Origin of the sequence: Mesorhizobium sp. M7D.F.Ca.US.004.03.1.1 (genome assembly GCF_003998635.1) — a bacterium.
Lineage (GTDB): Bacteria > Pseudomonadota > Alphaproteobacteria > Rhizobiales > Rhizobiaceae > Mesorhizobium > Mesorhizobium loti.
On sequence record NZ_RZQG01000009.1, the window covers coordinates 1 to 25,566 of the forward strand.

The following is a 25,566-nucleotide window of genomic DNA, read 5'->3' on the forward strand; positions in this document are numbered from 1 at the left end:
GGCAAGATGCGCGCTTCAGAATTCAAGTTCCTTCCGCGATAGCCGCAACGAATATCGCAGTCCATCTTCCGATATTTGAAATTTGGGCGAATGGCCGACAATCGGCGTTCCGTCCACTCCGATTATCATGGAACCGAAGCCGTGGCGTCCGACGCTTGAGTTCTTCCGCCGCCCCGATTCTACCCAATCGAAGACGACGTCGTCGCCCGCGCCGTCGGATGCGAACTGCCAGTTCACTTCGAGCCTACCTCGTGGATCACTCAGCGCACCGTATTTCACGGAATTGGTCGTCAATTCATGGAGAAGCATCGCAAAGCTCTCGGCGGCGCCGCTTGGTACGCTGATGGAGGGTCCGCTGATGGTTATTTCGCGAGTCTCCTTGAAGGGCTGCAACTCCTGGGCGACGAGATCGTGAAGCAACCCCGACATGCTGGCAGGACTTGACAGAAGCAGGTGCGTCGCTTGCAGCGTGCGTATCCGGTCAATCAGCATTTCCTTGTATTTGGCAACGTCGTTCTCTGGCGGATTGATCATATTTACCAAGGCCGTAATCACAGGGAACAGGTTGCTGAACCGATGGCGCTCCTCGGCCATGACGAGCTCGCGTTTCTTCACCGCGATGCGTAGAAGCGTGGCTTGTCGACGCTCGGTCAGATCGGCGGCCACCCCGATGCGCCACGAACCATCGCCGTGTTTTTCCTGCCGTCCGCGCAACGCAATCCAGCGCACATGGCCATCCGACCGCCGGACACGAATCTCGATGTCGTAGTTCACAGCCGACGATGGCATAGCGGAGGCAGCTAGCTTGGGCCAATCGGCCGGATGAACAACGGCCGAGAGTTCTTCCAGGCGGCGGATGGGAGCCGGGGGCAGCCCGAAAATATCCCAGAACTTACCTGAGCCGGTGACTGTCCCGTCCTCGAGATCGACACGCCACGTGCCCAAGCGCCCTGCGGACAAAGCGAGATCAAGCCATTCCTTCTGGGCGCGCAGCGCCTCGCGTGCCATTCGTCGCTCGGAAATATCGTCGACCACCACGAAAACGCTCTCGCTGGACACCTCATCAGGCTGGGATGACGACAGGGCCAGGCGGGCCCAGAATGTCGTGCCGTCCTGTCTCAACAGACGGACGTCCGCAGCGAAGGAAGCGGCACGATCCAGAGTTCTCAGCGGCCCCAGCACGGAATCTCGATCGTCTGGATGTACGAGTTCCTCTAGGTTTAGCTGGGCGAGTTCCTTTTCTCCGTAACCTGTCATATCCCGAAGGCGGCTGTTCGACAGCAGCATCTCGCCACGTCGATTGGTGTTTACAAAACCCATGGCTGCGCGCTCGAAAGCGCCACGATAGCGGGTCTCCGTCGCATCAATGGCGGCGAGCCTTGTCTCCGCAACCTCAAGCGCCCCGCGCAAGTCTTGTCGCAAGCGATGAAACATAAAGGCGATCAAGCCGCCTGAGACAAGAAGGAAGATGGCGCGCGTCCAGTCTTCAGCAGATAGCTGAGCGTTCAGGGCTCGGCGTGCCCCCAAGCCGGCTGCGGCCATGAAGAGCGTCGCAGCGATCGCGGCCACACGACCCTCCAAGTATACAATCACAAGTATAGCGGGAATTAACGCGACAAACGCCCCGTCCTGCCCAACAAGTATTGAATTTGTCGTCTCGAATATTATCGAGACTGCCAGCACCGATAAGGAAGCGACGTGAGTTAACGGGGGGCCTGACACCCACGATTTCAGCCCACGGAGGTATGAACGCATGCGCCAATCTACAACCTTCTGTCTAGCCCGTCGAGACTAGGTCGAGAAGGTGCAACCTAATACCACTGCTCGATTGCCATGCCTTAGCCGACGAATAAAATCATACTCGGAAGGGCTCATCGGAAAGCGTGCTCCAACGACTGCAGCGGAACAGAAATGCTGAAGGGTTCTTAGCTATGTCGAATTGAAGGCAAGGAGCACGGTTTGATTCAAAATGATGCGCGATGAAAGTAATAACTGGAAATTTGCTCAAGTCGCAATCAATCACTATTGGGATGGAAGCGATGAATGTTATTCATAGGCACAACGATACGGTTGCAAGCAACCAATACATTGTATTGAGACAGCCGCGCCACGCGGACTCCACACATTTCCCGGATCGATCCGACGCCAAATTCAGAATCCGGCGACCACGCAGCCTGGAGTCCATAACCGGCATGCTTGACCGTATCGGCTGTGGCTACCTGATGCTGGACCGCAACAAGAAGGTCATCGAATGGAACGAAGCCGCTCAAGACACGCTCGAGCGGCAGGGTGAAGCGGCCGATACGGCCGGCGAGATTTCTGCCGGACTAAGGCGGCTGGTCGCGAACGTTCCGGTCCGTTTCCATCCAGGCTCCCTATCCTGGGTGGTAATCCGCAGCAGAGGCGACCGACCAGTGATCCTGAATGAGACGGGCGCCATCGCACCGGATGGGACCAGCATCGTCGCATTGGTTGACCGTGAGAACACGTCGGCGGCGAACCCTCAGACCTTGCAAAAAATGTTCGGCTTGACCAGCGCGGAGACCCAGCTCGCGTTACGCCTGGCGCAAGGCGACGCGCCTCTGGAGATCGCCCGCAGCTGGCACCTCAGCCGCACGACAATCCGCTCTCAGCTCGCCTCCCTGTTCGCAAAGACCGAGACAAAGCGCCAAGCGGAACTGGTGGCTCTTCTGGGACGCATTTCGGTCTTACCATAGGACTGGCGATTTCGCTGGGTGCCAACATCCGCCGAAATCCATGCGATCGAAGATCCATGGCAACGCAGCGGCATTTCCCTTGGCCGCGTTCCGCAGATCATGGGACTGATGGTGCAGTCTCGGGCCTTCGGCGCTGTCGTACAGCCATCTATCTGGCTTGCCGCCACCGGGTGCGGTTCTTTAGCGTCTGCGGTCCCTGGAGCAGGCCCGACATGGCGGTCTATGCGTTCACCCACGCCATCGCCGAGGAGCGAACGATCGAAATAGCGAACGCTGGCAACGTATGCGAGACTTCACCTATAGCAACGATATGGTCGAGGGGTGGTCCGGGTCCTCGCGACGACGCCGCGCGCGGATCCGGGTTGGGACGGTCGCGCGGCTAGTCCGGCCACCAGTTCGGCGCCGCATCGGATCTACGATATCGGCAATGATCCGCCCGAAGTGATCAACCGTTTGATCGCGACCATCGAGATGGCCCTTGGCCGCCATGCCTTCGGGTCAATGTGCCCTCGCCCCGGCGACGTTCTGGGACCACGCCGACGTCAACGATCCTCGCTAAGCTGTCGGCTTCACACCGGCGGCAGCCCTTAAGGACGGCGCGCTGCGTTTTGTGGAATGGTACCGGAACTTCATCAAAGGCTCGCCAGCCGAGAAGGGCAAACGCTCATCCACGCCTAAGGGCACAAAACACGGGCGGTTACGACACCCCGAAAAGAAGGGCAACGCCGTTCATTTCTCCAGACCCATGGCCAAGGACACGCGCTTCCGGCCGGCTCAATGGTGAATGCCCAGGGCAAGCGCGCCGGCGATCGTAGTTGTTACGACGGCCTCTTCTTTCGGGTCATGGCGTTTCCAGTGCCACTCCCGGACGAGCGCGTGCCAACGTTGTTCTAGCTGAGATAGCGGATCCTGGTGCTCGTATAATTACAATGATCGTTCTAGGTCAGGCCCGGTCTTGGAACCGCGGTTGGTTTCCTGCAGCACCATGAGAGCGGGCGAAGGTGCCTCATCAAATCCTCGCCAGCAGGAGGTCGGCACTATCACCGAGCCGATAGCCGGCATGCTTCTTCAGATTAACCTGGGTAAGCACAGTTGCTACGGGAATGGTTACCGACCCACCGGCTTGCAGTGAGCCAAGAACGCCGCGCGCAATACTGCGCCGCGTGTTGGCCCAACGAACGGCAAAAAGCACTGCATGCGCCCAGCGCTTTAGAAGCCTGGTTTCTGGCCCGCCGAGCCCCAAGGGCCCGTTTATGATGACGACGTCGTAAACCGAGAGCAGCTCGTCGGTAAATCGAGACCTATCCACCGTGGACAGAAGCGTCAACAGATCATCCGAGGGCGCTGGTGCGCTCATAAGATCGACGCCGATTTCCGGCATTCTCGTGATCGCATCCTGCAGGGAGCAGCGGTCACTCACATAATCCCCAAAGGAGTTACGGGCCTTGGCGGTGCTGGATTCGCCACGAAACTCGTTCGTGAGCCGCACGTCCTTGCCATCAAGGTTGAGGAAGAGGACCCGTCCTCCCAGCCGTGTGGCCGCCAGTGCCAGGCCCCACGCCAACTCTGTCTTGCCTTCATTCTGGATGCTGGACGTTACGAGAATGATATGCTGCTGCCCTCTCCCCAGAGGTGGCGCCGCGGTGACAAGAACGGAGGTCACGGCGCGACTGAAGGGCGAGTTCTGCTGGCCCAGAATCAGATGCCGAAGCTGTTTCGCGTGCGGCTTCGATATCTTGGGAAGCAGTCCCACGCAGGGGATCCCAAGCTCGGCCTCGGCTTCGGCCTCGCTGCGCAAGGTTTTGTTAAAATGGTTGCGCGCCAGGACGAAGGCGGCGGCGATGAGACCGAATACAACCATTCCAGGAGGAACCAGGAAAACCCATGGTAGAGTCTTGGGACTTGCCGGCGGCCATGCAGCCGAGAAGAGCGAGACGCCAGGAGACGGAGCCGCGATGCGCCGCATCAAATCCTGCTGCCGGCTGAGAAGGTCGTTGTAGCGTTGCGTTACGATGGCTACTTGCGGCTCGAGCGCGCGCAAGCCGGAAAGGCGGCTGGCGGTATCAGTGACAACTGCATCGAGCACATTCTTACGCTCCTCCAGCGCCGCAACCTGGGCGCGATAGATGTTTGCCTCCGCGTTCTGCCGAGCGATACCCTGCTCGATCTCCTGATCGATCGTATTGCTCAGTCCCTTATCTCCGCCGGCATTGGACTGACGGGCCATCAGGGCGGCGAGGACCGGCGACGCGATTTCAGCAGCGACCGCCGACAGCGGCGCATCTGTTCTTCGCAGTTCCTGGATGCGGCGAAGGCGGGATTCGGCGGTCGATAGGTCCGCTTTCGACAAGGAAATCTGCCGGTTGAGCTCTGCAGCTTCATTGGCCGCGTCGTTTGCCGCGCTTTGATCGACGGCCCCATGGGTCAGCCGATATGTCTCCAGACGATCAGTTGCATCGACCAGATCGCCTTGTACTCTTGGCAGGCTGGCGACCACCGATTGCAATTCGGTCTGATCCCATACACGACGTTCCTCTATGAGATTGTCGATGTAGACCCGGGCGAAAGTGTTCGCGACCAGAGCAGCACGTGCAGGATTGACATCGGTGAAGCCGATGGTGATGACCCGCGACCGAAGCTCTTGTCCAACGCTCATTCCGTTCCTCAGCATCTTCAGTTCGGCGGCATCCGCTGCTTCGGGACTGCCTATTGCGGGCTTGCCCAGCGACAACACCCGGCTCATGAGACCGCTCAGGAACGAGCCCGTATTGCGCTGACCGCCCAAAACGGCGTTGGAGCCGGTTTTCCCAGCAGCGTCGGGCGCCTCCGCCCTGTGCAAAGCCTCCAGGACTCGACGCAGATGGACTTGAGACGAGAGCATCGTCAGATGGTCATCAATGCTGGAATCCACCAGGTCCTGAACAGAATCCGTGCTGCCTGCAGAAGTATTTCTGGTTGGCGCATCGATGATTATCTGCGTGGTCGCCTCAAACAACACAGGACGAGCGAGCCCCGCAAGTCCGCCCAGGATGCCACCCAGCAGAGCGATGGCGAGCACGAACCATTTCAGTCTCCCGATCACGATAACGAGTTGATGGAAAGGGGTTAATGCCTCCGCGCGCCTGTGCTGCGGTCGCCGCATGCCAGCGTCGTTTTCGAACCTCGGTACAGCGTCTTGCGTGATACGCGGCAGTTTGGCGCGTCTGGCTATGGAACCTTCCATGTCATGCCCCTGGGATTTCGATCTCGTGAGAAAGACAGGTTGCCGGATTCGATGGCCGCGTGGCCTCGTTGTGCCAGGCCTGGAACATCAGCACCGGCCACAGATCGCGAGCATGATCCCGTTCGCCATTGGTGTGAGCATGCCAGCAAGCATCGACCTTTGCGGAGTCGAGCATCCCGTCGCCCGACAGACGTATTCCTGCAATGAGGTCCGCTGCCCAAGCGCGCAGAGGCCCCCTGAGCCAGGCTCCGATCGGAACATCGAAACCTTGTTTTGGCCGATCGATCAGCCGTTGCGGCAAATAGCGGCCCAGCAACTGGCGAAGAATCCACTTGCCCTTGCCATTTTGAACCTTCAGGTGGTTCGGCAGTCGCCAGGAAAATTCGACGACGCGATGGTCGAGAATTGGACATCGACCTTCGAGACTACTGGCCATGGTCGCGCGATCGAGCTTCACCAATATATCGCCCGGCAGGTAACCGGTCATGTCGTCGAACAGGAGACGGGACAACATGTCGTCGAGTTGCGGCAAGCCGGAGCGCGACGCCGGTGGCTGATGATGAAGCAGGTTCTGGGACGAAGTCCCGGTTAGACGCCGAAGCAGATCATCCTCACCTGTCGCCTCGAGCAGGTGGCTAAGGCGATTCAAGCGGTCGCTTCGCAACGCGTGCCGTGCATTTTCCGATAACGGCAACCTGCCGGCGAAATCGTGCAGCGAGGCTCGAGCCAGCAAACCGATCCCCGCCGTCACCATCCGACGAAATGGTGCTGGGAGCCCTTGCACCTTTCTCAGGCGGGCTGCCATGAAGTGCCGGGAGTAGCCAGCGAAGCATTCGTCCCCGCCGTCACCCGACAGCGCTACCGTAACGTGCCGGCGGGCGAGCCGCGCCACCAGAAGCGTCGGAATCTGCGACTCATCGGCGAACGGCTCGTCCCACACGCGCGGCAGCTCCGGAATGACGTCGCGCGCTTCGGCTGGTGAAAGGTTAAGCTCGGTGTGGTCGGTGCCCAGAAGCCGCGCAACCGCAGCGGCATGAGGCGCTTCGTCGAAGCCTGCCTCGCTGAACGCGATGGTGAAGGTGCGCACGGGCCTGCTGGACTGCGCCTGCATCAGCGCGACGACGGTCGAGCTGTCTATTCCACCCGACAGAAAGGCGCCAAGGGGCACGTCCGCGACCATTCGTTCGCGCACGGAAAGGCGAAGCAGACTGTCAAGCTCGCTCGTGAGTTCCTCGTCGCTGCCGGCGATCGGCTCCCGCCGCGCCTTGCAGGCCACGTCGGCCAGCGACCACCAGTATCGAGTGCGATGGGCAAGCGCGCAAGCGCCGCGGGCATTGGCGAAATCCGCTGCCGCCACGGACAGGACCGAACCGGGCGGCAGCTTGAACACACCCTGCCAGATGCAATGGTCATCTGGCACCCACCCTTTTGAAAGCATTATCGCCGCCGCATCGACATTGAGTTCCGGGTTGAACCCCGGGAAACAGTTGATTGCCTTCAGCTCCGAAGCGAAGAGCAGCGCTTCTTGTGTCGAGGCGATATAGAGCGGCTTTTTGCCCATTCGGTCGCGGGCGAGATGGAGTATCCGTTCCTTCAGATCCCAAAGTCCGAAAGCGAACATGCCGGCGAAGCGCGTGAGTGCCGCCTCGAGACCCCAGCTCTCGATCGCGCACAGCATGACTTCCGTGTCACCGGTTCCGCGGAAGCAGTGGCCTGCGCCTTCCAATTCGCGGCGCAGATCTTGGAAATTATAGATCTCGCCATTGAAGGTGATGACATAGCGGCCGCTCGCCGATTGCATGGGCTGGCGGCCGGCGTCGGTCAGATCGACGATGGCCAGGCGCCGGTGACCAAAAGCAATACCGGCTTCACGGTTCGTCCATACCGCCTGGCCATCCGGCCCACGGTGCCGAAGAGCGGAGGTCATCTGTCCTATTGCCCTGAGCGACCCCGCATCGGCGGTGTTTGGGGCCAGGAGAATTCCAGTGATCCCACACATGCTAGCCCCCTCGCTGGCGGACGGTCGTCGCAATCGTCCTGATTGGAATTTGCGTGATCAATAGAACGAGCCGGCGCGTCAGAAACAATTCGGCGTGGCCTGTTGGCAATCCCGCAGCGGCGGGGTGCGTCGTATGGGACCTCGCGGCGGCGAGCGCCAATATTGCGTCGCGGGTCATTGCCGCGCCTCATCCAACCGTCGGCTTGCTTCCTGCGTCATCGAGACGGCGAGGGGCGAATGTGAAGGCTTGCCAGGCGTTCGGCCATCAAGAACACTCTCGTACAGATCACAATACTGGTCGACGACGCGGGACAGCGCAAATTGCTCCCGAACAAATCCGATCGAGCGCCCTCCCATGAGCTTCGCGTGCGCGCGATCAGACAGAACTTCAATTATTCTGGATGAGAGGGCTGCCACATCGCGGGGTGGGACGAGATAGCCGTTCCACCCGTCTTCGACCACGTCGTTGCAGCCGGGCATCCTTGAGGCCACGATCGGCAATCCAGCCAAGCCAGCCTCCAGAAGGACGCGCGGGACGCCCTCGCGATACTGGGTGGGAAAGGCGAATAAGTCAGCCATACCAAGAAGTGCTGGAACATCCCGCCTCGGTCCCAGGGCGATTGCATAAGGTGCGTATCGGTCAATATCCGCTTTGGTGACGGCAAACGGGCCCTCGGATTGCCACGGGCCGACAAGCACAAAACGTGCGTTTGGCCTCTCGCGCAGGACGCGGGGCACCGCTTCAAGGAGAGTCGGGATTCCCTTCTGACGGGTCAGTCTACCGACAAAGATCACAATTTCCGCAGACTGGAGCCCAAGTTCTTCGCGCATCGCCGTCGCCGAAGGACCGCGATCCCGCGCATTGGCAAACGCATCCGCGTCGATTCCAGAACTGTGGACCAGTCGCCCCTTGCCGCGTCCGACGAGCCGGTAGCGTGCGAAGAAAGCCTGGTCGTCCCGATTTTGGAACACGGTCGCGGCTGTCCAGATGGAGGCCAGTCCCTGCAGACAGCAAAAAATCGGACGCAGGGCCAACGCCCTCGGCTCCAGCGAGGAGAATGTCCAGCCAAGCCCATTGATGGTGCGGATGACCGGAAGCTGCCCTCGTACCGCAATGGGTGTCAGAAGGTTCGGCTTGGTATCGAAACTCTGGACGATGTCCGGCCGGATTTCCAACAGCAATTTGCGTACCGCGCGCAAAGTGCCCCACTCTGCGCTGCCGCTGGCAAAGCGGTCGAAACTCAATTGGTGATGTGCAATGCCGTGAGGCGCAAATGCGGCACCATCACTGCTCGAAACCGCGGTGACCCGAAAGCCTCTTTCGCGCAGGGACAGCAGGAAGGGAATTCTCAGGAGGTGATCCTCACCTCCCACGCAAACCAGATGCGGGCTCATACCGCCCTCCCCGAACATGCACGGCATCTCCGTCGCGCAATGTTGCTGGCTTCCGGGTCTTCTTTCATGGGCCCGCTTCATCTCCTCTGCGCTCATGACGCGAAGCCAACGCTAGGAGGAGCCCTGCCCACTGTCCTCGTCTGTTCGAATGAAGCAAATCGTGTTCTGGCAACAAGCCGCCGCGGCGAACCAGGTCAGATGGCTACGCACTGTGTCAACGTGGTCCGTACTGCCGGGATGATGGCCAAGCACGGAGAGGTCCGTCGACAAAGGGGGCGATATCCTGCGGCACACCTTCCTTCATGTGCCTGCGTCCGAATGCGGCCTAAAGTTTTCGGCTTGGGGCACTGGATTTGACAACTGCGGAGGTGATCGCTCGTGCCTCCGACGCCAGCATGATCGGAATGCCATCGCGTATCGGGTAGGCAAGTCCGGCGGCTTTCGATACGAGTTCCTTATCATCTGCATCCCAGGCAAGTAAGCTCCTGGTCATTGGGCATACCAGCCAGTCCAACAGCCTGGGATTGAACGAAGTATCCTCTTTCTCCCGTCTATCGGCATCCATCTGCTATTCCTTTCCTGGCCAAGGTAAGAATGCGGGTCGCGTTGAAAGCGTTTCATGCGACGCGCTTTAGGTATCTGTTTTCATGGCATGTCGTTTTCCAAAAACTGAGGTCACTCTTGGGCGACATGCAAGATGCGAGCGCGCTTGCCGACATACAAGCCGTCTCTCGAGATTCGCGCTGCGCCTGTAATCCGTGGACTCCCCGCAAACAGGCAAATCATGAGCGCAAACCACATGATCGGATGGCGTATGATCAAGTGCGGTATGCTGAAGATGATGATCGAACCCAAAAGGGCTAGCAGGGCGTCAAATTTCGCGCGCCAAGCGGATATGGCGGAAGAAACGACAATCCACATCAACGCCAGGACTGCAATGAACCCACCTTGACTGTACAGATCAAGAAATGTGCTGTGCGCCTCGAATGGGTGTGGCAGAAATTGCTGGTTGCTGACAGGGGGGCGTTCCATGTGCGGACCAGGGCCCAGCCCCAGCGATCCCGATCGAAGGCCCTTGTCCACTGCCTCGCTCCAGAGGTAAAGGCGAAGCGCCATAGTGTCCTCGGTTGCTTGACCGCCCTTGTCCTTCGTAAGGCTCTTGGCGAACGCTTCGGCGCTGTCGAACCCGGTGACGACATAGGGGGTCATTGCCATTGCAAGCGGCAGTAAGCCGATTATGAACAAGAGGCCGATTTGGCGGGAAAGATTTGAGTTTCCACCGCCGGTCTTGAGCCACGTCCGCGTCCGCAATCCCAGGAACATCAGACCCGTCAGGATCGTGGTGTATAAGTATGTATCGCTCTTGGTCAGCCTGCCGACATAGAACGGCAGGATCAAGCCGCAGAGCCCTAAGAACCTTCCCCAGCGGTTGGTCGCGGTCGTTGCAAGGTGCAAGGCCAGAGGTCCAAAGAGCGCGCAGTAAAGTGCAAGCTGGTTTGGATTATCTGACCAACCGCAGAAGCGATCCCAGTACCACGGATTGACACCGGACTGGCTGATCCACCCCCAGCCAAGTGCCACTTGAATGGCAAGGCCAACATTGGCGATTGCGACAACCCACCAGGCACAATCGCGAAGATGGCGAGCGGCATCGGGCTCAGCAGCGGCCAGGCAGGTGACACTAGCAAGCAAGAGATAGGCTAGCAGGTCGTGCAGTAACGGGGACAGATACAGGACGGTGGTCAGGTACCCAACGATAATGCCCAGGCCCAGAGCAAGTGCCATAAGTGCCCAAAAGCCCGCGAGCTTGGCGAAGACGGGCGAGGCTTCCATGCGGCCGCCGCCAAGGATACGTCCAATCGAGAGCAGTATCCAAAGCACGAGGAATGTTTCGCCGTAACCGGTGTGCACTATGGGTACGGTGAGTTGTGTCGCGTACGACATCACCACACCGCAGGCCAAGAGCACATTTCGGACTACCATCTGCGGCGTCCAGGCGAAGGCGAGCTAAGGTCACATGATGTCGCCACTTTCGCGCGGTTGCGCCTTTTGCAAATGAGCGGACCAATTTCTCCAATGTCAGACATGATAGTGATGCGCCGTCTGATTGAAATCCGCGTCCCTTTCAGGACCAATGACGAGGGACCTCGCCTGTGCTGCGTGAAATCTTTCGCGCACTTGCTGTGCTATAACTTCGGCAGCGGTTGCGAGGCCGCTTGGATCCAAGCTTTCGACGCAAATCGTGGGAAGTCGGTGTGATTCAAGGTGCTCGACCACGAGATTGACGTGATCAATATGATCGAGACTGCTCTGTAGATCGACTTCGAGAAGCTGTTGAATGATGCCAAGGTTACGCCGGCGTTCCCGAAGGCGCGCCTCTAGAACTTCTCTCGGCGCCTGTAATCGGATGAGCAGGTCCGGTTTAGGCGCTAAGTCAAGAGCGCGCGCCAAGCTCTCACGATCGGTTATGCCGCTGAGTAAAATGAGTGAGCAGACGGATTGAACCATTCCCTGATCAAAAATTGAAATAACGTCATCGGACGCCTGAGCTATACTCCAAGCCCGGATAAGAACTTCTAGATGCCACTTCAGACGAATGGCCCACAATTCGTTCCTAGGCGGAAACATTCCAAGCATCTCCGCAGCCAGAGATCGCTGTCCAGTCCACCTCAAATACAAACTCGAAAATAACTTTAAGGCGGCTCTTTTGAGCGGATGCCGGCGATCCCCGATTTGTAATACGACGGTGTATCCCTGAATTTTCAGAAGGCGCATCAACTCAGACGCCAAGGTCGTCTTGCCGGCAGCAGAAGGCCCGAATAACTCTAGGATCATTGTTCAACCCAAACCAAGAGATAGCCCTTTCACCAGGGATATTATATCCATCTTCTGAAGCGAGTGCCTGCATTCGAGAAAGCATGTACTATTTCGCGCTCGACGGCTTGTTTTCGTCTTTTCTCGGAACCCCGCACATACAGAGAATGAAACTCCACATATGCCGCGAAGATATCACGATGTGTGCCGGAGTTGAGCACGTCGTCGAGTATGTCATACTCAGCGCCTTCAACATCGAGCTTTAGAATGACAATGTCGTATAGATCACGCTTTGCTCGAATCATCTGTGACAGTGAAAACGTTTCGACAAGATCCGGCGCAAACCTCTCTGACTGATACAGACTTCCATTGTGGTCCGCGACAATCGAGCAACCTTCGTGAGTGGGCTCCGCCCGGTCCGCGGGGGGGCCAAATAGTTCGACTTGACCGTCCCTGACGCTGGCCGCCTTGCCGATGATCTCAATATTTATTTCCCCAGTGCACAAAGCGCGAAGATACGAAAAGCAATTTTTGTTGGGTTCGATCAGGACGTAGTCATAGTGGTCTGGCGTAAAGTACTGAGAAAAGAACTTATAACCTTGGCCAATGTTCGAGCCGCAATCGATAAACAAGCCGCGACTTCGCTTTGCCACCTTTAGGCTAGTCAATGCTTGCCGTGCATCGGCCGCAACACGACGACGAAGCCATTGAAACCTAAGCGGTTCGCTTAGCGACAAGGCCGAGAGCTGAAGGAATCGTCCAAGCCCATCAGTTCGCAAAACGTCCACTGATTGCCGTGTCTTTCCGATGAACTTTGTCGTCAATCCCTCTGCGGCCATGAGCATCCATCGACTCCATTTTATTGGTTTGCTAGCGCAACTGACCCGCCATCACGGCTTCACGCACATGTCTGATCGCCCAGATTAATCCGGGATGAATCCCTAACCGGGAGCGGATGTAGATCGCTTGACAAACGCTCAGGAAAACCGCCGTCGCGCTGGTGACGATGGCTGCCCCAACAGCTCCATTCAACGCGATACCTACGATGCAACCAAGGACATTAACGAGTGCCGCGACAGACATCAGTATAGCCGCGGCGCGCTCGTGGCCTGTCATCGTCAAGAGTTGCTGCTGCGGCCCTACTGCCGCCGCGAATAGCTGTCCCACTATCAGAATCCGAGCTATCAGCGCGCCGGAGGTGAATTCACCTCCAAACGCACGCAACACCGGTTCGGTAAGCACGAGCAGTGGAAGCGCCAGCGCCACGCCGCCCGCAAAGGACAATATTGTGGCTCTTGCGAATAGTGCCTGGAGTCCCGTCAAATCCTTACGCGCGAACAGGCGCGAGATAGCCGGGGCGAAAGCGGTGCTCACCGCAACACGTGGTAGAGTGAGAAGCAACGAGATGTTCGATCCGACCCCGAATATCCCGGCCCCCTTTATGAAGCCGATTTTTCCGAGCAGCACCACAGCCGTCCGGTTCATCAGAACGTCCACGAATGTCATGATCATGATGGGAAGAAGCGAAGGCCACCAATCCTTGAAGGCATAGGTCGGCGGCGCGGCACTTAGGCCAGCGGGCCACAGGCGCCAGACGCTGACACCCGTTATGAAGGCTGCGGTGGCTGAACTGATCAGCAGCATCCACATCACCGCCGTCGCGTCCAACCGCCACGGCGTGAAATAAGCTGCGAGGCCGAGCAGGGCGAGCATAAGTCCGTCACGGACAATTCGCTCGGGCAGGAGTGCGGAAATAACACCCCCAAAGGCGCGCACGACGCCTGCGCCGGTGAGATAGATTGTGATTAGCGGAAGCGTCGCCAAGCCGATTAACACACTGATGGCAAGCTCCGGTTCCAGATGGTGAGGCCACTCCACCACGATCAGCGCGCCAACCGCCGCGATCAGAATTGCCAATATGATGCAGGCTTTGGATCCAAAACGGATGAACCCGAGGGCCATCGGAAATTGGTTCGTTGCCTCATATGCTGGCACGAACCGCAATACGGCCACGTGAAAACCGAGAGTCGAGCCATAAGACAAAAGCGTGATCCAGGCGAACACGTAGGTGTAGGTTCCAAAGCTCGCCGCGCCCACCAGACGGGCGATCGCGATCTGGGTTACGAAGGTCAACCCGGCACCCGCCGCGTAAATAAACAAGGCCCAAACGCTTGCGTGAGACAGGCGTCGGGTTAAACCATGACTGCCGGTCCCTTCTTTGGCAGCCAGCTGCTGCCCAGGTGGCTCGAAACCCCTCTTGCAGCTATCGCGTTTTAGCTCAAAGTCGTCAGTCGCCAGATCATCGAAAACGGACGTTGCCGCGATTGCGTGCTGGCGTTCCAACTGCATCGTTTCCTTCACCGATTTTCTGGATTCCTCCTCCATCCGCTTTTCCGTTCCTCCCACTTCCCGACAAAGGTCGATCGGGAATTTCCCGCGGTGCATCCGTGAGGCAAGCACGGTAACGTCAACTCCGGGCAAGTCTTCATCCATTCGATGGATGCAAAACATTGCGCGTTCTGGAAGCCTCGCTTCCGCACGTACGCCTTCGGGTTGCTGACTTCCGAGCCGCGCCCAATCGCGCGCATCGCGAGCCAACGGTAGTTTGAACCTTGGCAAAGCGGTTACGAACACCGGACAAGAGAAGACGAAAGCGAAAGTGAGCCGATGATCGAGGATTTGAAGATGGCTCGCGCCGTATCGAACGCACCCATCACTGAACCTGTCAATTACGACGACGAGGTCGCGAGCTATGAGCTTGCAACCAAACAGAAGTACCAAGATCCAAGCATTGCGAGTTGGTACCTGAAGGGGTATGAGGGCCGCTTGAAGCTCTCCAGCTTGGCATCGTACATCATCGCCCGAAGAGAGCAGCGCTGCATCGGCAAGGCGCTGGAGAGATGCAGTCCGCGTCCGTCTCGGCTGCTGGATGTCCCTTGTGGAACCGGGAAGCTGGCTCAGGTGCTGAGCCAGCAAGGTCGCGAGGTTCTCGCCGCGGACATCTCAATGGAAATGATGGTTTTGGCAAAGACCTCGTACGAAGGTCAGCCGGGTTTTCGAGGATTCATCCGGTGCGATGTGACAAAGCTTCCGTTCGCCGACGAGAGCTTTGACACGGTAGTCTGTCTCCGGCTCATCCATCTTATTCCGCCCCATCTCAGACGAGACATTATCAATGAACTGGCGCGCATTTCCAGCTATCGGCTAATCGTATCCTACGGTCTGACAACTCGTTTCCAGCGAATACGTCTGAAGCTGCGAAAGATGATTACCGGAGGGATTTCCGCACCCCATCCCGTGAGACTTGACGTTGCGCGACAGGATTTCGAAGAAGTCGGGCTCGCCCTGACGGACTCCTTCAGCGTTCTCCCACTGCTATCCTGCGAACGGCTGTTCGTCCTTGAGAAGGTAAAGGCTTGACGTGCCGGTTTGAAGGCCTTTCGATAGCGCACCGCCATCACGGCACCAGGCCGCCGGTGGTTGTTAAAGACTGATACACACTGCTTCGCCTAATGCGCCGGTGGTCCGAAGCCGAGCACCCAGGCCGTTCTCACGATAATGATCGAACCTCAACAACTGCAGACCGCACTCCGTGGCATAGGCCAGGCCTAGCGCAATCCACAGAATGGCTGATAGAGGGGGGCCGCCAGCGCATTCCTTCCCATTGATCAACGAATCTCTCAATGGGTGCATGTATGTGATTTGGCGCTAATGTATCCCTCGACTACGACGACGCAGGGGGCGGGTGCCGAATCACTTGAAGGAAAGCGCATGACAACTCTCCACTACACGTCAGGCGGATCGGGCGCCGACATCGCAACAGCCGGATTCAATCTGGCTGACGTTTCATCCGTTGACCAGCTCAACGCACTGCCGTCCGGCATGAAAGGCTTGGTCTGGCTCAACGAGGTCAACGGGGCGTCCTCGTCTTTTATCCAGAAAGTCACGCCCTTCATCGGCAATTCGAAGGTATTTGGCTTCTTCCTTGTTGACGAGCCAGACCCGACCGGCAAGTGGGGTACTTACGCCAGCGCCGCCAATCTGATGGCAGAATCCGACTGGATCCATTCACATTTGCCAGGCGCCAAGACCTATATCACGATGATGAGCTTGGGGACGTCGGCGAACCCGGATTTTTCGAATACCTACAATCCCGCCAACACGCATATCGACTACTACGGGGTGGATGCCTATCCTGTGCGAACGGGAGGCGTGGTCGACTACAACATGATCGACCGATACGTCGCTGCCGCCAACGCAGCGGGCATCCCGGTGAGCCAGATGATTCCAGGCTACCAAGCGTTTGGCGGCGGCAACTATAAAACCGACACGGGTGGCCAATATGTGGTGCCCACCGCAGCTCAAGAACAGACCATGATGGACCACTTTGCCAAGCTGGTTCCGTCACCCGCCTTCGACTACGCGTATGCTTGGGGCTCCCAGCAAGGCGATACGGCTCTTGGAGACTCGGCGGCATTAAAGGCTTTTTTCTTGCAACATAACCAAAGCGGCGCAAGCATCCCTGCGACCAGCGATGCTATGCCGTCCAGCACAGTGCCTCCGGCCAGCACGCTACCGCCGGCCAACTCTTTGCCCCCAACCAGCACCCTGCCGTCGACCGGCACCGTGCCGTCGACCAGCGATCATGTTTTCCACGGCACCGGCCGTGCCGATGTACTTTACGGCACAACGGGCGCCGACACGATGATCGGCCGTGGCTACAACGACACCTATTATGTGAACAACACCGGCGACAAGGTGGTGGAACTGCAAGGCAGTGGCAACGATACCGTACGGGCATCGGTGAGCTATGCGCTTTCGGCCGGCTCGGAGATCGAGCATCTCGCGACCACAAGCCGGTCCGGCACCACCGCCATCAATCTCACGGGAAATGAATTCTCTCAAACCATCGAGGGCAATGCTGGCAACAATGTCATCAAAGGCGGGGGCGGGCGAGATGTCCTGACCGGAGGTGGGGGCAAGGATGTCTTCATCTTCCATTCTGCCCTCAAGGCCGGCAACGTCGACAAGATTACCGACTTCGATGTGACCCAGGACGAGATCCACCTCGACCATACCGTGTTTGCAGGGCTTCACGTCGGCACGCTTCCCTCCGCAGCGTTCCACACCGGAAGGAGTGCACATGCTACCACCGACCACATTGTCTACAACAGTTTGACCGGCGCACTCTCCTTCGACAGCGACGGCTCGCACGGCGCACATCAGATTCAGTTCGCCACTCTTTCTCCGCACTTGTCATTGTCGGCGTCTTCTTTCATCGTAACGTAAGCTTGGGAAAACGTCCGGGCCTCATCAAAGGCCCGACGGTATCATTCGTTGACCATTGGTCACCGAAATCCGAATATCTTTATCTAGACCTTGGAACCAGACCATCGAGTTTGGCGTCAAACACCGGGTTCGACAACGAAGTCCACAGCATCAAGCTGTGCTTGAACTATAAATTCGATTGGTCACATGGCCTGCCTTCAAGCGGCAGCGACAGCGACATGCTTGGTGGGTGGTGGCGATGGCACGCTTGGGAGCGCGGCGTCGACGCTCGCCGGGCCAAGGTAGCGATGGGCGTCCTACCGCCAAGCACACGAAACCACTTCGCCAAGGATCTGGTCTGCCGATCTAACTCGATGCGGCTATGGATGCGATCGTGGCGAACAAGCCTGTGGCAGTTGATGTCGCTGAGGTGAACGATCGCGTTTTTCTCAACAACTCATCGATTGGCATCTATCCCTTTTTTGTTGCAAAACGCTGTTGAGCAGGAGCGGCGCGGGTTTGGAAAACTTGCAGCCATTGTTCCGGCTCTTGCAAGAACGGTGAGGTCTGCATCCCGTGGCGCAGCGTCAGGCTCCAGTTGAACACCTTGATCGCCGAGGGAAATGGCGACGCAGAACGACAGGAACGAGAATAGCACGCCGGCATAGGCTTGACTGGCCGGAGACGAACATGTGGTGGCCCCATACCAGGAAGCCGAACACGGCGATTGCCATTGAGGACAGGGCGACGGCCTTATAGCCGAACAGCGGCCGCCGGCTGAAACAGGGCAGCACCTCGGAGACCACTCCCATGCCGGGCAGGATCATGATGTAGATGGCAGGCAGTACGTCGTCATAGCTCTGGCGGCCATCATTTCATGGAGACGAAAGTTGGCGATGATGTCATCGCTTACGCGCTGCCAAAAAGCTGATGTCCAATGGCGCGCGATCCCTCCATCCTGATTGTCGGAGCCGGCCCGACAGGCCTGAAATGGCTAGGCGCGGCGTTGTATCCTGGATCATCGACCGCAAGGACGGACCGACACCGCTCGCCAAGGCGATCGATATTCTGGAAACCCAGCGACGTCGCCGCCAGGCTGCTGGCCAATGGCCTGAAAATCGGCGGAGCCTGTTTTCACGCCAACGGCCAATCCCTCGGACGGATTGATTTCTCGGTTCTGCCTCGTCGTTACAATTTTCTGCTGTCGCTGCCGCAGAGGGACACAGAAACCGTAATGGCCGCGCGGTTGGCGGAATTTGGGATCTGCGGTCGGATGGCGCAATACGCGGATTGGCCTGCGGGAAACCGGTGACGCTTCCGCAGCGCGGATCGACACACCCCACGGCCAAAGCGAAGAAAGTTTCGACTATGTCTTCGGAGCCGATGGCGCGCAAAGCGCGGTGCGCCAAGCCATGGCCGTGGAGTTCGAAGGATATACGCATCGCAGGCAATGGAGCATCGCCGATGCCGACATCGACGAATGGCCATACGAACTAGCCGCCACGCATTCCTGCATCGTTGTATTGATGAGGCTGTCAGGCGGTCCAGGCCGCGTTGAGGGTGAGAGACGCCTCGAACACCCGCGTCCCACCCTTCTCACGCATTTTAAGGGTTATCTTGACGAGATCGCGATCCGGCATTTCATCGCGAGCAATGTCATGCAAGATGCGAACTGCTTCCGCTCTTGCCTGCTCTGGGGATTCGAACAGCTGGCCAACCTCGTCCGAGACCAGGCCGTCGCCGTTATAAAGATCGAAATAGTAACGTTTCATTCATGGAAGCCTCAGCGTTCTAAATACATCGACATGCGAATGGTTCCCCGTGCGCACTAGCATTTGCACGAAAACTGGCGCAGCCTGTCAAATGGTAGCTTTTGTCATCTTCCGATGGTCTAGGGTTCGGCTTCCCGACACACAGGCGATCGGCTTCCCACTTCGATCGCCCCGAGGCCGCCATGCTGGAACCCCTTTATCTGCAACTTGGTCAGCATGACGATCTATCGAACGAAGAGAAGGCTGTGCTCGCCGAGACGGTCACCTTTGGAAGAGATTTTGAAAAGGGCCAGGACCTCGTCTCGACAGGATCGCGGCCAGCCTACAGCACGATGCTGCTCGACGGCCTGGCGGCACGCTACAAAGTGCTCGAGGATGGTGGCCGGCAGTTCACCTCCTTGCAGGTGCCTGGCGACTTCGTCGACCTCCACGCCTTCCTGCTCCGGACGATGGACCACGGCATCGTTGCGCTCTCGCCTTGCCGTGTCATGTTCGCGGACCATAGCAAATTGAGGACAATTACCGAACGGGCGCCGCACCTGACCCGCCTGTTGTGGCTCGACACACTGGTCGATGGCGCCATTCACCGCGAATGGATCGTGGCAATGGGCAGGCGCTCCAAGACTTCGCATCTCGCCCATCTCATATGCGAACTCTTCGTTCGCCTGCAGGTGGTCAAGCGCACCAGCGGCATGAGCTTCGACCTGCCCCTTTCGCAAGCGGAGATGGCCGATGTGCTGGGTCTGTCGGTTGTGCATATGAACCGGGTGATCGGATCCCTGAAAAAGACCAAGGTCATCACCTGGGTGAACCACACGGTTACCATTCTGGATTGGGATCAGCTTGCAGAGCTTGCCGAGTTCGATCCTACCTATCTAAGCATGAACAACGAACCCAGGTGAGCGACTTGCTTCAAGTCGCCGCGCTGCTTGCCTCGTCTAATGGTGCCCACTGACAGGCAACGTTGCGGGACGTATCGGCATGTCCTCCAAGCTCACCATATGTGGAACCGGCCTGCTAAAGGCGCACAATGGCCGCAAGTTTCAAACGCCTGCGCTGGCCTTCCGCATAGGCAAGGGCGATGGACTCGAGCTCGAACTGACGGCAAACCTGTTGGTCGTCTCCGACCACGCGGACGAACCATTCGCCATACGCTTCGACGACCTCAATGCGCGGCTCAACGGCGGCGCCGCTGGGTTCGAACTCTTCGTAGTTTTCGCGTTGGGGATGGGCCACGCCTTCCTCCTGATCTGGCGAGAACATCAGCGTCCCATCGAACGAAGGTCCGGTCATTTAAATTTGATGGACCTGTAGTCTGCCGAATGTGCCGTGCTCCGTCCTCACGGCGGCGACTTTTGGCAGTCCTTCGCCTTCATCCTGGAACCAACCCCTTTTTGATGAAGTTCGACCCGGTGAAGGGACGAATTTCTCAGGGAGATTTTCGTATGAAACAGTTCCCATCACCAGCATGCTGTTGATCGGGCTTGGCTGTTGATCGGGCTTGGCTGTGGAACGGCAATGGCTCAACAACAGTCGGAAAGCCAGCGGGGAGCAGATACAAACTGCGCCGCCGGGGCGGCTACCCGCAAGACCGGGGCCAAGGCCGGTGAGTAGGCCCAAGGCAAGCCCGGCGCTACCATGGTCCAGCAGGCCCAAGGCAAGACTCTACGCAGCATAAGACTTCGACCGCTTCGATCAACAATGTGACGGTCGAACAGAAAACCCAAATCACCCAGATGATCAAAGAGACGAAAGTCGAGCCCGTAGCCAATGTCGATTTCGAGGTTTCCGTAGGCATCGAGGTGCCGCGTCACAAGATCAGGCTGCATCGCTTGCGGGCTCGCATCGTCAAGATTGTCCCAGCTTATGAGACATAGGAGTATTTCGTGCTCGCCGACGGCCGGATCGTCATCGTCGACCCGGATACATTTAGATCGTGCTCATTTTGATCTAGCATGATACCCGCAGCCCGTCTTGCCCGCAACATGAAGGGCTGGGTTATTGCCATCCGGCGATCACGGGCAATCACCGATGAAAGGACGAGCCGGCGTGGCTTTCGGTTGGAGCATTCGGGCGTTTGGGATACAGAGGGCCAACACCCAGACCGACCTTCACCGCAAGACGCCAGGATAGGCATCGCCTTTCAACAAGCCAGCGAGATGGGCAGCGTTGGAAGCAGCCATTTCGATCGCGGCGGCAACCTTTTCCGGCGTTTCAGGCAGGTCGACATAATTGACATCGCCCATGGCCTCGCCGACCCAGTAGATTCCACTGTTGGCGGGAATGGTGAAGCCGACATCGTTCAGGGCTTGGAAGCATGCAGCGTGGCAGTGATGCGCCCCATCCTCATTGCCGACAATGGCCACCAGAGCAACCTTTCCGGCCGCCGGCATGCGCCCTTGGCCATCGGTTTCGTCCAAGAACGCATCCATGCGCTCCAGCACGCGCTTGGCAACGCTCGAGGGCTGACCGAGCCAGATCGGCAACCCCAGCACGAAAATATCGGCTGCCAGAATCTTCCGCCTGAGTTTCGGCCAGTCGTCGCCCTTGCCCATGTCTGAAAGCACACCGGCCTTGATATCATGATCGAGCGAACGCACGATCTCGCCCTTGACCCCATGCGGTACCAGCGCCGCCAGAAGGTCGGCAAGCAGGCGGTCGGTGGAGGATTTCTCCTTGTCGTCGGAGGCTTTGAGAGAGCAATTGAGGGCGAAGGCTGTCAGCTGCATTTGAACGTCCTTGACTGTTTCGAGGGCCCCCCGATCAATCGGCGTTGTTGCCTTCGCGACGGGATCACATGGCAGTCAACGCCATCTTGAAAGACTTGTTCCGGAAGAGAAAGGCAGCGGGCTCGGTGCTGTTTCTCGCGGCACGCCTTATACGAGAAGAAATATCTACCGGGATGCGGACGTCACGCGCCAGACTGTGTTTCCGACATCGTCCGCTATCAACAGCGCCCCCGCCTTGTCGACGGCAACTCCGACGGGCCGCCCATGCGCCTTGTTGTCGTTGTCGAGAAAACCGGTGACGACATCCTGCGGCTTGCCCTGCGGATGGCCGTCCTTGAACGCTACGAAGACGACTTTGTAGCCATTGAAGTGCTTGCGGTTCCAGCTGCCATGCTCGCCGACAAAGGCGCCGTTGCGATAGGGGTCCGGCAGGTCGGTTCCGGTGTAGAACACCAGGCCCAAAGGTGCGACATGGGAACTCAGGGCATAGTCCGGAGGGATAGCTTTCGCCACCAGATCCGGCCTCTGCGGCATCACGCGCGGATCGACATGCTGGCCGTAATAGCTGTAGGGCCAGCCATAGAACGCACCGTCCTTGACCGATGTCATGTAATCGGGAACCAGATTGGGACCAAGCTCGTCACGCTCGTTGATGACCGCCCACAGCGCCCCGCTCCGCGGCTCCCAGCTCAGCCCGTTGGGATTGCGCAGCCCGCTCGCGAAAATGCGATAGCGCCCGGTGGCCCGGTCGACCTCCCAGATCGCGGCCCGGTCCTTCTCGGCCTGGATGCCGTTCTCGGTGATATTGCTGTTGGAGCCGATCCCGACATAAAGCAGCGACCCGTCAGGACTGGCGACAAGGGATTTGGTCCAATGGTGGTCGATCGGCCCACCAGGCAACGGTGTGAGTACGGTGCCGGGGGCGGTGATCTTGGTGTCGCCCGTGGTGTAGGGGTAACGCACGATGGCGTCGGTGTTGGCGACGTAGAGATCGTCGCCGACCAGGGCCACGCCGAAGGGCGAATTGAGATGATCGAGGAATATGTCCTGGACATCGGGCATGCCATCGCCGTTCGTGTCGCGCAGCAAGGTGACGCGGTTGCTTCCTTCATTGCCCCCGCCCGAAGTCGCCATGGACTCGATCCAGCCCATGATCAGGTCTTTCGGACGCTTGATCGCAGCACCGGGCGGCGCCACGGACTCGACCACGAGAATGTCTCCGTTCGGAAGTGTGTAGAGCGAGCGCGGATGCTTCAGTCCTTTCGCGAAGGCTTTGATCTGCAGGCCCTTGGCGACCGTCGGCGTCTCATCCTGTTTCCACCCGATGATCGAAGCGACGTGCATCGGCGGAATAAGATACTGAGCCAATTCAGGCAGTGTCGGGTTCGCTCCGACCTGATCACCTGCACCCGGCTCATTATTGCTGCACGCCGGCAGTGTGAGGAGCAATCCGCACAGCAGACCGAGACCAGCCGCGCGTTGGACATATCGGCTGGAAAACACCGTGGCGCTCATTCGACCACCTCCACTCGATTGCGGCCGGAACTCCATCCCAGCACACACACGAGGAGCAGGACGATCACGGTCGCGACTGACAGGGTGAGCCCTGTCGGCATTACCGAGGTCCAGGCATCGCGGCTATGCACCAGCGCGTTGAAGAACGCTATGACGAGCACGACGAGGGTGCCGAGAAGTGAGGGCCACGCAGACCTTGCCGCACCGGAAAGTCGACCGGTGAACAAATCGACAAGGGCCGCTAGAGCCGCAAGCACGCCCACGACCAGGCCGGCGAAGAGCAACCAGGCGGAAAAATCCGCCCACATCATTTCCGCGCTTCGCCAATAGGTCACATCGGTCATCAGCGTGCCGATGAAACACGCATTGGCTACTGCCATCGGCGTTTTATAGAACGGGCCGCTTGGCCACCACCGAGTTGGATTGCATCCTGGCCATGGAATCTCCACCTCTGAAAGCTGGACCTGTCTTCCAAACCATCTTGGGGTTGGGAGGTTCCCCAGGACGGTTTGCGATCAAGAACTCGTGAAAGCATCGCAATACGATTTCAAAGCTCAGCAAGAGCGCAAGCGATGTTCAATTTCGAGACCGCAAAGTCCGCAAGGTGATCGAGTATCGATGCAGGTCAACCGGCGGAATGCTGTGCTCCCATTCCGTGCGCGATGGTCCGGTCATCAGATAGGCCGACCTTGGCTCGACGACGATCGTCCGGCGATCCCATTTGGCGCCGCTCTTTCGGCGGAACCGGAAGATGCAAGGCGCCAGCAACGAGACGCCGACTACATCTTCGAAATGAGGCTTGTCTTGATGCCAGCCAATGCCAGCGCCGGGTCGGTATTCGTTGATCAATACCTGCGCGAAGGCCTCGGCGGGCCGGCTCGCAAAGGCCGCAACCTTCACGCGTAGGGGTAGCGGAAAGTCGGGTATCGGCGGCGCCTCAAGGACCTCGCGTCTGTCATAGTCATAGCGCAGGCCTAAACCGACGACGCGCCGGTTTGCCAGATGGCCATGGAAATCGAACGCCTCGAAGGGCAGGCCTTCGAGATGCCGGGCGAGTTCCGCTTCTTCCTATGGTGTTATCAATTCCGACTGATAGACGAAGCCTTCGGGCAGATCGTCGCCGGCGCCGAAGAGATCGCGCTGGCGCAGGGTTGCGCCGGATTTTTTTGATTTGAGCGTCGACATCATGGCTAGATGGTGAAGGCCAGCCCATCAGGCAATGTCAGGAACCGAGCCACGTTTCGTCGCGAATCCTGCAACGAAGTTCGTGGCCCCAACTCTATGCCCGGCCTCCAACCTCGGAACCCGAAGTCACGAAGTAAGTTTGCTCCCGGTGCAGGAATTCCGGATCAGCCTTGCGAATACCGAGCAGGCAAAGGCGCAGGCTGCCGCCCTGTACGAGTATAATGTAGAAACCACCGAAATGGATGACCGGGCGCCGATCGGAGCCGAGTTATGCGATGCGTCCGGAAAGATATTGGGCGGCCTTTGGGACGGACGGAACTCGGGCTTTTGTTTCTCGATATGTTTTTCCTGCCCCAGCATCTGCGTAGACGGTCGCTCGGCGTGCGCCTTTTGGCCCAGGTCGAGGAGGGAGCGAGACGACGCGAGTGCAAGGGAGCTGTCGTGGAAACGAGCAGCTTCCAGACGCGCCAGTCCTACAGCCAAAGTTATGGGGAATAAGCTCGGGTCGATTTCGGAGTTGAGCAATACGCCAGGATCTTTCATCGAAAGACTTGGACGTAAACGTCAGCTAGCCGTTGCGGTCAGGTGAGCCGAGATTGGCCAACCTTGGGCGCGCGATCCGGTTAACGGCTTGCCCCTCCACCAAACGCCATTCGGAATCCAAGCCCAACGATGAAGAGACCGGCTATACGTTGTTGTCAAAGTCTCACCCGTGGCCGTGATATGATCCAGGAAGCGATGCTTCCCGTGGATTTGTCCCAAAGAATGATTGGGATAGCAGGAGCATGGCCAGTGACAGAGCGCAGCGGCAGTCGAAAAGCATGCCCAGAACTGTCTGCGATACCGATCCTGGAACTCCTTTTTGCTCAAGCGAGGGGTTGGCATTCCCTTGCGAGGCTTGACGGTACGAGTGTCGATACGCTTTGCCATGCAGCGGGCCGGGTGGGAC

At 58.4% G+C, this 25,566-nt stretch carries 22 protein-coding genes and 1 pseudogene; 8 read left to right on the forward strand and 15 right to left on the reverse strand.

Annotated features, from left to right (window positions below; translation table 11 throughout):
* Positions 1-15 precede the first annotated feature (15 nt).
* Entirely contained in the window at positions 16-1,569 is a 1,554-nt protein-coding gene (locus EN935_RS01430; protein WP_348629868.1) for a PAS domain S-box protein, read from the reverse strand.
* A gap of 623 nt (positions 1,570-2,192) precedes the next feature.
* On the opposite strand from EN935_RS01430, the gene EN935_RS01435 reads away from it, so the two are divergent.
* Positions 2,193-2,717, forward strand: coding sequence for a helix-turn-helix transcriptional regulator (locus tag EN935_RS01435; protein ID WP_245462999.1), 525 nt, complete (start codon positions 2,193-2,195; stop codon positions 2,715-2,717).
* 1,009 nt (positions 2,718-3,726) lie between these two features.
* Here EN935_RS01435 and EN935_RS01445 read toward each other — a convergent pair.
* From EN935_RS01445 to EN935_RS01480, 8 genes are all read right to left on the reverse strand, one after another.
* The gene (locus EN935_RS01445) at positions 3,727-5,940 is read right to left on the reverse strand and encodes an exopolysaccharide transport family protein (protein ID WP_127262165.1); all 2,214 of its coding nucleotides are present in this window, start codon (positions 5,938-5,940) and stop codon (positions 3,727-3,729) included.
* A 1-nt stretch (position 5,941) separates the two neighbouring features.
* Positions 5,942-7,939, reverse strand: a complete 1,998-nt coding sequence (gene asnB, locus EN935_RS01450) for an asparagine synthase (glutamine-hydrolyzing) (RefSeq protein ID WP_127262166.1) — start codon at positions 7,937-7,939, stop codon at positions 5,942-5,944.
* Positions 7,940-8,113: 174 nt separating this feature from the next.
* On the reverse strand, positions 8,114-9,334 hold the full coding sequence (locus tag EN935_RS01455) for a glycosyltransferase (RefSeq protein WP_127262167.1): 1,221 nt from the start codon (positions 9,332-9,334) through the stop codon (positions 8,114-8,116).
* 325 nt (positions 9,335-9,659) lie between these two features.
* On the reverse strand, positions 9,660-9,899 hold the full coding sequence (locus EN935_RS01460) for a Trm112 family protein (RefSeq protein ID WP_109670897.1): 240 nt from the start codon (positions 9,897-9,899) through the stop codon (positions 9,660-9,662).
* Between the two features lie 110 nt (positions 9,900-10,009).
* Positions 10,010-11,317, reverse strand: a complete 1,308-nt coding sequence (locus tag EN935_RS01465; protein ID WP_127262168.1) for an O-antigen ligase family protein — start codon at positions 11,315-11,317, stop codon at positions 10,010-10,012.
* Between the two features lie 96 nt (positions 11,318-11,413).
* Complete coding sequence (locus EN935_RS01470; RefSeq protein ID WP_127262169.1) at positions 11,414-12,169, reverse strand: AAA family ATPase; 756 nt, start codon at positions 12,167-12,169, stop codon at positions 11,414-11,416.
* Between the two features lie 41 nt (positions 12,170-12,210).
* Entirely contained in the window at positions 12,211-12,993 is a 783-nt protein-coding gene (locus tag EN935_RS01475) for an FkbM family methyltransferase (RefSeq protein ID WP_127262170.1), read from the reverse strand.
* Between the two features lie 25 nt (positions 12,994-13,018).
* On the reverse strand, positions 13,019-14,641 hold the full coding sequence (locus tag EN935_RS01480) for a polysaccharide biosynthesis C-terminal domain-containing protein (protein WP_164757506.1): 1,623 nt from the start codon (positions 14,639-14,641) through the stop codon (positions 13,019-13,021).
* Positions 14,642-14,815: 174 nt separating this feature from the next.
* Here EN935_RS01480 and EN935_RS01485 point away from each other — a divergent pair, with 174 nt between their 5' ends.
* Both EN935_RS01485 and EN935_RS01490 read left to right on the forward strand, forming a co-directional pair.
* Entirely contained in the window at positions 14,816-15,568 is a 753-nt protein-coding gene (locus tag EN935_RS01485) for a class I SAM-dependent methyltransferase (protein WP_109670908.1), read from the forward strand.
* A gap of 351 nt (positions 15,569-15,919) precedes the next feature.
* A complete protein-coding gene (locus tag EN935_RS01490; RefSeq protein WP_127373135.1) occupies positions 15,920-17,437 on the forward strand; it encodes a calcium-binding protein in 1,518 nt (505 codons plus the stop codon).
* 561 nt (positions 17,438-17,998) lie between these two features.
* On the opposite strand, the pseudogene EN935_RS01500 reads toward EN935_RS01490, so the two are convergent.
* A pseudogene (locus tag EN935_RS01500) lies at positions 17,999-18,258 on the reverse strand (cbb3-type cytochrome c oxidase subunit I); the annotation flags it as partial.
* 95 nt (positions 18,259-18,353) lie between these two features.
* Between EN935_RS01500 and EN935_RS01505 the strand changes: the two are divergent.
* A complete protein-coding gene (locus tag EN935_RS01505) occupies positions 18,354-18,728 on the forward strand; it encodes a hypothetical protein (protein WP_127262173.1) in 375 nt (124 codons plus the stop codon).
* Positions 18,729-18,951: 223 nt separating this feature from the next.
* Here EN935_RS01505 and EN935_RS01515 read toward each other — a convergent pair whose 3' ends face one another.
* Entirely contained in the window at positions 18,952-19,188 is a 237-nt protein-coding gene (locus EN935_RS01515) for a hypothetical protein (RefSeq protein WP_127262174.1), read from the reverse strand.
* Positions 19,189-19,370: 182 nt separating this feature from the next.
* On the opposite strand from EN935_RS01515, the gene EN935_RS01520 reads away from it, so the two are divergent.
* The 3 genes from EN935_RS01520 (at position 19,371) to EN935_RS41760 (ending at position 21,065) form a co-directional block, all read left to right on the forward strand.
* Entirely contained in the window at positions 19,371-20,090 is a 720-nt protein-coding gene (locus EN935_RS01520) for a Crp/Fnr family transcriptional regulator (RefSeq protein ID WP_127262175.1), read from the forward strand.
* Positions 20,091-20,169: 79 nt separating this feature from the next.
* Positions 20,170-20,502: a hypothetical protein gene (locus EN935_RS41385; protein WP_206532332.1), complete on the forward strand. Its 333-nt coding sequence runs from the start codon at positions 20,170-20,172 to the stop codon at positions 20,500-20,502.
* A gap of 389 nt (positions 20,503-20,891) precedes the next feature.
* Complete coding sequence (locus EN935_RS41760) at positions 20,892-21,065, forward strand: hypothetical protein (protein ID WP_245488812.1); 174 nt, start codon at positions 20,892-20,894, stop codon at positions 21,063-21,065.
* Positions 21,066-21,299: 234 nt separating this feature from the next.
* On the opposite strand, the gene EN935_RS01535 is transcribed toward EN935_RS41760, so the two are convergent.
* From EN935_RS01535 to EN935_RS01550, 4 genes are all read right to left on the reverse strand, one after another.
* A complete protein-coding gene (locus tag EN935_RS01535; protein WP_127262177.1) occupies positions 21,300-21,917 on the reverse strand; it encodes an NAD(P)H-dependent oxidoreductase in 618 nt (205 codons plus the stop codon).
* Positions 21,918-22,082: 165 nt separating this feature from the next.
* The gene (locus EN935_RS01540) at positions 22,083-23,432 is read right to left on the reverse strand and encodes a sorbosone dehydrogenase family protein (protein ID WP_127262178.1); all 1,350 of its coding nucleotides are present in this window, start codon (positions 23,430-23,432) and stop codon (positions 22,083-22,085) included.
* The gene (locus EN935_RS01545; protein ID WP_127262179.1) at positions 23,429-23,812 is read right to left on the reverse strand and encodes a DUF2231 domain-containing protein; all 384 of its coding nucleotides are present in this window, start codon (positions 23,810-23,812) and stop codon (positions 23,429-23,431) included. Before EN935_RS01545 ends, EN935_RS01540 begins: the two co-directional genes overlap by 4 nt.
* 196 nt (positions 23,813-24,008) lie before the next feature.
* Entirely contained in the window at positions 24,009-24,467 is a 459-nt protein-coding gene (locus EN935_RS01550) for an alpha-ketoglutarate-dependent dioxygenase AlkB (RefSeq protein WP_348629870.1), read from the reverse strand.
* Between EN935_RS01550 and EN935_RS42875 the strand changes: the two genes are divergently transcribed.
* Entirely contained in the window at positions 24,435-24,602 is a 168-nt protein-coding gene (locus EN935_RS42875; protein ID WP_348629869.1) for a hypothetical protein, read from the forward strand. The two genes, EN935_RS01550 and EN935_RS42875, sit on opposite strands and share 33 nt — an antisense overlap.
* Positions 24,603-25,566: the final 964 nt, after the last annotated feature.

Excerpts from the sequence above, each read along its gene's own strand:
- EN935_RS01435 (WP_245462999.1), top strand. The coding sequence starts at position 2,193 with ATGCTTGACCGTATCGGCTGTGGCTACCTGATGCTGGACCGCAACAAG.
- EN935_RS01445 (WP_127262165.1), bottom strand. The coding sequence starts at position 5,940 with ATGGAAGGTTCCATAGCCAGACGCGCCAAACTGCCGCGTATCACGCAA.
- asnB (WP_127262166.1), bottom strand. The coding sequence starts at position 7,939 with ATGTGTGGGATCACTGGAATTCTCCTGGCCCCAAACACCGCCGATGCG.
- EN935_RS01455 (WP_127262167.1), bottom strand. The coding sequence starts at position 9,334 with ATGAGCCCGCATCTGGTTTGCGTGGGAGGTGAGGATCACCTCCTGAGA.
- EN935_RS01460 (WP_109670897.1), bottom strand. The coding sequence starts at position 9,899 with ATGGATGCCGATAGACGGGAGAAAGAGGATACTTCGTTCAATCCCAGG.
- EN935_RS01465 (WP_127262168.1), bottom strand. The coding sequence starts at position 11,317 with ATGGTAGTCCGAAATGTGCTCTTGGCCTGCGGTGTGGTGATGTCGTAC.
- EN935_RS01470 (WP_127262169.1), bottom strand. The coding sequence starts at position 12,169 with ATGATCCTAGAGTTATTCGGGCCTTCTGCTGCCGGCAAGACGACCTTG.
- EN935_RS01475 (WP_127262170.1), bottom strand. The coding sequence starts at position 12,993 with ATGCTCATGGCCGCAGAGGGATTGACGACAAAGTTCATCGGAAAGACA.
- EN935_RS01480 (WP_164757506.1), bottom strand. The coding sequence starts at position 14,641 with ATGGATGAAGACTTGCCCGGAGTTGACGTTACCGTGCTTGCCTCACGG.
- EN935_RS01485 (WP_109670908.1), top strand. The coding sequence starts at position 14,816 with ATGATCGAGGATTTGAAGATGGCTCGCGCCGTATCGAACGCACCCATC.
- EN935_RS01490 (WP_127373135.1), top strand. The coding sequence starts at position 15,920 with ATGACAACTCTCCACTACACGTCAGGCGGATCGGGCGCCGACATCGCA.
- EN935_RS01505 (WP_127262173.1), top strand. The coding sequence starts at position 18,354 with ATGGCGCGCGATCCCTCCATCCTGATTGTCGGAGCCGGCCCGACAGGC.
- EN935_RS01515 (WP_127262174.1), bottom strand. The coding sequence starts at position 19,188 with ATGAAACGTTACTATTTCGATCTTTATAACGGCGACGGCCTGGTCTCG.
- EN935_RS01520 (WP_127262175.1), top strand. The coding sequence starts at position 19,371 with ATGCTGGAACCCCTTTATCTGCAACTTGGTCAGCATGACGATCTATCG.
- EN935_RS41385 (WP_206532332.1), top strand. The coding sequence starts at position 20,170 with ATGTCCTCCAAGCTCACCATATGTGGAACCGGCCTGCTAAAGGCGCAC.
- EN935_RS01535 (WP_127262177.1), bottom strand. The coding sequence starts at position 21,917 with ATGCAGCTGACAGCCTTCGCCCTCAATTGCTCTCTCAAAGCCTCCGAC.
- EN935_RS01540 (WP_127262178.1), bottom strand. The coding sequence starts at position 23,432 with ATGAGCGCCACGGTGTTTTCCAGCCGATATGTCCAACGCGCGGCTGGT.
- EN935_RS01545 (WP_127262179.1), bottom strand. The coding sequence starts at position 23,812 with ATGGCAGTAGCCAATGCGTGTTTCATCGGCACGCTGATGACCGATGTG.
- EN935_RS42875 (WP_348629869.1), top strand. The coding sequence starts at position 24,435 with ATGGCCATGGAAATCGAACGCCTCGAAGGGCAGGCCTTCGAGATGCCG.